This window comes from Nitratidesulfovibrio liaohensis (genome assembly GCF_011682075.1).
Classification (GTDB): domain Bacteria; phylum Desulfobacterota; class Desulfovibrionia; order Desulfovibrionales; family Desulfovibrionaceae; genus Cupidesulfovibrio; species Cupidesulfovibrio liaohensis.
The window spans coordinates 1-3,030 of sequence record NZ_VSMK01000339.1 but is presented as its reverse complement, the minus strand read 5'-3'; the positions used below and the strand labels follow the sequence as shown (position 1 = coordinate 3,030).

Annotated in this window: 3 protein-coding genes; 1 reads left to right on the top strand and 2 read right to left on the bottom strand. The window is 67.7% G+C overall.

What is annotated here, in order from left to right:
• Positions 1-199 precede the first annotated feature (199 nt).
• Complete coding sequence (locus FVW27_RS11790; RefSeq protein ID WP_167125377.1) at positions 200-1,003, top strand: DsbA family protein; 804 nt, start codon at positions 200-202, stop codon at positions 1,001-1,003.
• A gap of 138 nt (positions 1,004-1,141) precedes the next feature.
• Here the strand turns inward: FVW27_RS11790 and FVW27_RS11785 are convergent, their stop codons facing one another.
• Both FVW27_RS11785 and FVW27_RS11780 read right to left on the bottom strand, forming a co-directional pair.
• Positions 1,142-1,303, bottom strand: coding sequence for a hypothetical protein (locus FVW27_RS11785; RefSeq protein ID WP_035067744.1), 162 nt, complete (start codon positions 1,301-1,303; stop codon positions 1,142-1,144).
• Between the two features lie 1,205 nt (positions 1,304-2,508).
• Positions 2,509-2,931: a 2-thiouracil desulfurase family protein gene (locus FVW27_RS11780; RefSeq protein ID WP_167125375.1), complete on the bottom strand. Its 423-nt coding sequence runs from the start codon at positions 2,929-2,931 to the stop codon at positions 2,509-2,511.
• Positions 2,932-3,030: the final 99 nt, after the last annotated feature.

Genomic DNA, 3,030 nt, shown 5'->3' with positions numbered 1-3,030 from the left:
GCCTGCCCCCTGCCGCCCTCCGCCCGCCCGCGTCGGCAAGCGCCCGCGAACTTGCCCCCGCAATCGCGCGCGTGTAGAAGGGGCGGGTACCGTCGCGCGCCGTCACCGTCCTGTCCGCCCGGCCTCCTGCCTGTTCCGGACGTGCCCATCCGACGTCGCCTGCCCCGCCCACATCCCCCCATTTTCCGGGAGAACACGCATGCTCCGTACCCTGTTCATTGCCCTGCTGCTGGCGCTGACCCTTGCCGCCACCCCGGTGGTTCCCGCGCCCGCCCAGGCCGCCTCCAACGAGGAACTGAAGGCCGCCCTGCGCGACCTGCTGAAGGAAAATCCCGAACTGATCATGCAGGTGCTGCGCGACAACAGCGAAACCGTGCTGGAAATCGCCCAGCAGGGTTCCAACGTGCGCCGCAAGAAGGCGCTGCTTGCCCAGTGGCAGGCAGACCAGACCCAGCCCAAAAAGGCCAACCTGGAAGGCCGCCCCATGCGCGGCCCGGCCAACGCGCCGGTCACAATCATTGCCTACTCCGACTTCACCTGCCCGTACTGCCAGCAGGCGGCGGGCACCATGGAGCTGCTGCTGGCCAACTACAAGGACAAGGTGCGTTACGTCTTCAAGCACATGCCGCTGGACAGCCACGACAACGCGCGCCTCGCCTCCGAGTACCACGTGGCCGCGGGCCTGCAGGACGGCAAGAAAGCCTGGGCGTTCTACGAAACCGTGTTCCGCGACCGCGAAAAGCTGGTGGCCGAGGGCGAACCCTTCCTCAAGAAGGCCGCCGCCGAGGCCGGGCTGGACATGAAGCGCCTTGCCCAGGACATCAAGGGCAAGAAGGTCAAGGATTCCATAGAGGAAGACATGGCCGAGGCCCGCGCCCTGAACGTGCAGGGCACCCCGTACTTTCTGGTCAACGACCTGGTCATTCGCGGCTCGCTGCCGCTGGATCTGTTCTCCGACGCCGTGGACATGGCGCTGGAGGCCGCTGCCAAGGCCAAGAAGTAGCTGTCCGCACCGCGTACGACGAGACACGGGCCGCTCCGGCATTGCCGGGGCGGCCCGTTTGCATTGGCGCGGTGCACCATGCGGCGCACGACGCGGAAATGGCGTTGCGGAAAAACGGAAGGAAGCGGCGGATCGCGGCTACTTCCGGCGACGGCGGCGTTCCAGGGTGATGCCCGCCAGAAACCCGCCGATCATGCCCACGCCGAAGGCACGGGGAATGCTGTCGCTAAGGCCCAGCAGCGCCGCGAACACGCCGAGGGAACCGCCGATGAGGATGCCGCGAACGATGTAGCTGTCCATGCCTGTCCTTCTGGGGCTGTGGGGATTTCGGGGGTGGGGGAACTCCGGCAGCGCGCGAACACCCCGGAATCCCGCGTGATGGTAGTCGCGCGGGGCGAGCGGTGTCAACGTGACAGGGCAGTGGGCAGGCGGCGCGGGTGGTCAGGTGAGGGACTGATTGCCGACCGCCGCCCCTCTTCCTTCCGGTATTCCGTGCCCGTCCCGCCAAAACAGAACCCCGGCCATGGTGGCCGGGGTTCCGCAAGGGGGTCGGATATCCAAGGGTGCAAGGAGGAGACAGGGGAGCAAGGAGGGTTTCCAGGGGGGGGCGGCGGGTGGGCTGTCCCGCCGCCCCTGCGGTCACTGCATCAACGAAGGAGGAGTTTGGGCTGGTCGCTGTCTCGTGTGCTTTGGGCACTATGTCGTCGGTCGCCGTGGCGGCCGCTGGTCGCTTCCGGGGGCTCCAAGCCCCCGGCTGGAGATACCGTGCGGACAGGAGGAGGTCGGTCCTGCACAGTGCGGGTGCGTTGCGGCTGTCTGCCGGTGCTCCCGTATCGCTTCGGTCGTCCGGGCCGTCGCCTTGGCCCGGCGGCCGTTGCCGCGAATTCATTGCCCGTGCCCTTCTCCGCAAGGGGGAACCGGAGAGGGGCCAGGAGCGGTGGGGGAACGGGACGCCACACGTCCACCGTATCCGCGAAGGTCTCGCGGAGCTCCCCTGCCGCCCGGAACGTGCCGGGCCGCACGTGGGGGTTGCCTTCGGGCGCCTCGTCCCTTTCGTGTTCCTGTTCCGTCCCGTCTCTCCTCCGTTGCGCCGGAGGGGGGAGGGGGGGACCGCCGCGACCGGCGGGTCGCGGCGGTCAGGGGAATCAGGCTAGGGCTTGCACTCTGCGAAGGGCAGCGTTGTCATGCGCTGAGGGGGAATAAGCACAGGCCGTGCCAAACAATGAAACTATTAAATTTCAATGTATTACCTTTTTTCGAGAAAATGTGCAGACTTCAATTGTGCAACGCAATGCACATTCACTTTGCACAAAAAGGCTGCACGTGTGCAAAAGCAAGACACCCTGCCACTCTCGCGCGTTCCCCTGAAGCCCTGCCCAAGACACAAGACGCCGGAAAGGGCACATGCTCCCTTTCCGGCGTCGAAAATCTTGAGTCCCGTCGTGTTGCGGTCCTGACCGGTCAGGTCCGTTTCCGTCGGCTCCCGGCAGGCCCCGTTGCGCCCGCTATTCGTCGCAGCGCACCGTGATGCCCGCCGCGCGCAGGGCGGCGGCAAACAGGCCGTCGCCCGCCACCAGCGTTCGCGAAAAGGTGCCGTCATAGATGCGCCCGCACCCGCACGAGGGCGAGCGCGCCTTCAGGATGGCCTCGGTACAGCCCGCCAGCAGGGCCAGGCGCACGCCTTCCTCGGCCCCCTTGGCAAAGGCGTCCGTGGCGTCGGACAGGGTGCCGTCGGCCTCGCGGCACAGCACCTGGCCATCGCGCAGTTCGCACGGCGGCCGCGGCGTGGGCAGACCGCCCAGTTGTTCCGGACAGACAGGCAGGGCCAGCCCCTGCCGCACCAGTTCGATGACCCCTTCGCGGGGGTTGGCCTCTCCGTCGAAGCGGCAGGCCACGCCCGCCAGACAGGCGCTGACCACGTAGATCATGGATGCCTCCGTTTCCGGCGGCCGCGCGGCCCCGCGCTCCAGCACGCGGGGACCACGGAAGGGCACGTGCGCGGGCAGGGCAGGATGCGGCGCGGAGCC

What these genes read in the sequence shown, in the direction of transcription:
- FVW27_RS11790 (WP_167125377.1), top strand. Translation starts at nt 200, where the DNA reads ATGCTCCGTACCCTGTTCATTGCCCTGCTGCTGGCGCTGACCCTTGCC.
- FVW27_RS11785 (WP_035067744.1), bottom strand. Translation starts at nt 1,303, where the DNA reads ATGGACAGCTACATCGTTCGCGGCATCCTCATCGGCGGTTCCCTCGGC.
- FVW27_RS11780 (WP_167125375.1), bottom strand. Translation starts at nt 2,931, where the DNA reads ATGATCTACGTGGTCAGCGCCTGTCTGGCGGGCGTGGCCTGCCGCTTC.